1 protein-coding gene and 1 pseudogene are annotated in these 3,780 nt (G+C 72.1%); one reads left to right on the top strand and one right to left on the bottom strand.

The features are described from left to right. Positions 1-3,610, top strand: a 3,610-nt coding sequence (locus AB4Y86_RS14085) for a S41 family peptidase (protein ID WP_441402827.1), incomplete at its 5' end; no start/stop codon positions are given. Positions 3,611-3,683: 73 nt separating this feature from the next. Here the strand turns inward: AB4Y86_RS14085 and AB4Y86_RS14080 are convergent. After that, positions 3,684-3,780 (bottom strand): annotated as a pseudogene (locus tag AB4Y86_RS14080) (peroxiredoxin); the annotation flags it as partial.

Here is a 3,780-nt window from a genome sequence, read left to right as displayed (position 1 = left end):
CCGTTTCCCGCATCTGCACGGCGATCTGGTCACCTTCGTGGCCGAGGATGACGTCTGGATCGCGCCCCTCGGCGGCGGCCGGGCCTGGCGGGTTTCCTCGCTGCAGTTGCCCGCCCGTAACCCCCGTTTCACCCCCGACGGCCAGCGTCTGGTGTGGACCGTCATCCAGGGGACGGCGCCGGAGGTTGTCACCGCCGACGTCGACGGCGGCGGGTACCGGCAGCTCAGCTACTTCGGCCACGGCTCCACCAAGGTGAAGGGTTTCACCCCGGGCGGCGACGTGGTGGTCACGAGTGCGTTCCGGCAGGCGGACAGCCGCCTCACGCACGCCTACAGCCTGCCGGTCGCCGGCGGCTGGGCCGCGGAACTGCCGTTCGGACCGGTCGAGTCCGTGGCCTTCGGCACCGTGGTCGGCGACGAGCGCCCGGTGGTCCTGGCCAGCGTGTTGTCCCGCGAACCGGCCTGGTGGAAGCGTTACCGCGGCGGCGCCGCCGGCAAACTGTGGATCGACGCAGACGGCAACGGCGAATTCGAACGGCTCGCGCCGGAACTTGACGGCAACCTCACCGACCCCATGTGGGTCCAGGGCAGGATCGCCTTCCTTTCCGACCATGAGGGCTACGGCAACCTCTACTCCGTGCTGCCCAACGGCACGGATCTGCGCCGCCACACGGACCACGAGGACTTCTACGTCCGGCACGCAGCCACCGACGGCCGCCGCGTGGTCTTTGAATCCGCCGGCGAGCTGTGGCTCCTGCCCGGCCTCGACGCCGACGCCGAGGCCGTCAAGCTGGATATCACGCTGGGGTCCGCCTCGCAGTCCCGGCGCCCGTCCGCGCTGAAGCCCTCCCGCCACCTCGGCGACGTCATCCCCGACCACACCGGGGAATCCAGCGCCGTGGAAGCCCACGGAACCCTGCACTGGTTGCGGCATAAGGACGGCCCCTCACGCATCGTCGAGGCCACTCCGGGAGTCCGCGCCCGGCTGCCGCGCCCCTTCGGCGCCGGCCGGATCGCCTACATCGCAGACCATGAGGGAGCCGAAGCGCTCTACCTGAAGCCCATCGCCGCGCCCGTCACCGGCCACGCCCAGCGCGGCCAGGCGGCCGCCCCGGCGACAGTCGCCGCGCCGGAGGCCACCGAGGCCCCGCGGGACACCGACGCCGCGGCGTCGCTGCCCCGGCCGGTCCCCGCCGCCGCCCTGACCGGGCAGGGTGCCCCCGCCCCCGCTGCCGTCGTCGCTGCGGATGCCGCCCCCGGCGCGGCTCAGGACGTCGCAACCCAGGACGGTGCAAGCCACGACGGCGGAGCCGGCGACGGAGCGCCCGGCGGAGCCACCCCCGCGATGGAGCGTGCCGCGGCCGGCCAGCCGACCCGGATCGACTTCCCCACGCCGAGCCGGGCCAGCGCCATGGAGGCAAGCCCCGACGGCAACTGGATCGCCGTCGGCACCTCCTTCGGCGACATCTACCTAGCGGACACGCGCACCGGCGCCCTCACACTGCTGAGCAGCATCGGCGAGGGCAGCATCGACGGGTTCAGCTGGTCGCCCGACTCCGCATGGCTGGGTTGGGCCGAGCCGGTCACTTCCTTCGGCTCCCGCACCCGGCTGCGTCTTGCCGGGATCCCCGCCGCCGGCCAGCAGACGGACACGGAGCAGCAGGACGGCGCGGCACCCCCCGCCATCATCGATGTCACCGACGGCCGCTTCCGGGACGAGTCGCCGGCCTTCACCCCGGACGGCAAATTCCTCGCCTTCCTGTCCAACCGCAGCTTCGACCCGGTCTACGACGGACACTCCTTCGACTTGTCCTTCCCGAGTCCGATCAAGCCCTACCTCGTGGCTCTGGCCGCCGACACGCCGTCGCCGTTCGGGCCGAGCGTCGCGMTCCCGGACGTCCCGGCAGCCGCCGGCGCCGCCGCAGGATCTGACGCCGCGGGTCAGGGGACCGGCAAGGACAAGGGGGCGGACGCCGCCGGGTCGGTGGTCAGGGTCGACGCCCAGGGGCTCGCGCACCGCGTCATCAACGTCCCCGTCCCGCAGGGCAACTACTCCGGCCTCTCTGCCGCCGACGGCGCCCTGCTCTGGCTCGACCACGAGCTGGCCGGCGTCACGGGAGAGGGCCGGGCCAGCCTGGAAGACAAGAACGCGGCACCGAGCCTGGTCCGGTTTGACCTCGCCAACCGCCGCAGCACCACGATCGTGGAGGCGCTGGACAGCTACCGGCTCACCGGCGACGGCGAAAAGGTCGTCCTGGTCCAGGACAAGCAGATCCGTGTCGTGCCCACCGCCGCCAAGGCCGACGAAGAGTCCGGCCAGCTGGTAAAGGTGGAGCTGAACCGCATCCGGGTCCAGCTGGATCCGGTCAGCGTCTGGGGCCAGGCCTTCGACGAGGCCTGGCGGCTGCAGCGGGACTTCTTCTGGACCGAGGACATGGCCGGCCAGGACTGGGATTCCGTGCACGCCCGCTACCGGCCGGTCGTGGACCGGCTCGGCTCGCACGACGACCTGGTGGACCTCCTCTGGGAACTCCACGGCGAACTGGGAACCTCCCACGCCTACGTCCGTCCCGCCCTCGTGACGGAGAACGGCAGCAACGGCCAGGGTCGTCTCGGCGCCGACCTCGCCTTCACCGGCGAGGGCTGGGAAATCACCCGGATCCTTGCGGGGGAGTCCTCCGACCCGCTGGCCACCTCGCCGCTGACCCGGCCCGGCGCGGACGCCAGGCCCGGCGACGTCCTGCTGGCCGTCGACGGCGTCGAGCTCTCCGAAGCGCTGACCCCGGCCATGCAGCTGGCTGGCGCCGCCGGCCGCGCCGTCGAGCTCACCCTGCTCAACGGCGCCGGACACGGCCCGCGAGCCGGGGAGCAGCGCCGCGTCGCCGTCGTGCCGGTCAAGGACGAGGAACGGCTGCGCTACCAGGAATGGGTCGCGGGCAACCGGCGCACCGTGCGGGAAGCCTCACAGGGCACCTTCGGATACCTGCACATCCCGGACATGATGGCCAACGGCTGGGCGCAGTTGCACCGCGACCTGGACACCGAGACCTCCCTCGACGGCCTGATCGTGGACGTCCGCCGAAACCGCGGCGGCCACACCTCGCAGCTGGTGGCCGAGCTGATCGGCCGCAAGGTGACCGGGTGGAGCATGCCGCGGGGCGAGCGTCCGAGCACCTACCCGCACCACGCCCCGCGCGGCCCGGTCATCATCCTGACCGACGAATTCGCCGGCTCCGACGGCGACATCATCACCCAGGTCTCCAAGCTGCGCGGCATCGGGCCGGTCATCGGCACCCGGACCTGGGGCGGCGTCGTCGGTATTGACAACCGCTTCGCCCTCGCGGACGGCACGGGCGTCACCCAGCCCCGCTACGCCACCTGGTTCACCGGCGGGGTGGGCTGGGGCGTCGAAAACCACGGCGTCGCTCCCGACATTGAGGTCGTCTTCCCGCCGCACGCCTACGCGGCCGGCACGGACCCGCAGCTGGAGTACGGCATCGGCGCGCTCAAGGAAATGATTCAGGAGCTCCCGACCGACCGGCCGCCGCTTCGTGCGGGCTACCGCAAGGTGCTGCCGGGCCCGCTGCCGGCCCGCCGCACGCAAAACTAGCGCACACAGCAGAAGGCCTCCGCCCCGTAAAATCCGGAGCGGAGGCCTTCGGCGTATCCGGGCGCGCCGACTGCTAGGAGGCCAGGCTGGCGTCCAAGGTGATCTTGATGCCGGTGAGGGCAGCCGAGACGGGGCAACCGGTCTTGGCTTCCTCGGCAATGCGCTGGAAC

Source organism: Arthrobacter sp. 2YAF22_2, from assembly GCF_052114645.1.
Lineage (GTDB): Bacteria > Actinomycetota > Actinomycetes > Actinomycetales > Micrococcaceae > Arthrobacter.
This window is presented reverse-complemented; position numbering and strand designations above follow the sequence as displayed.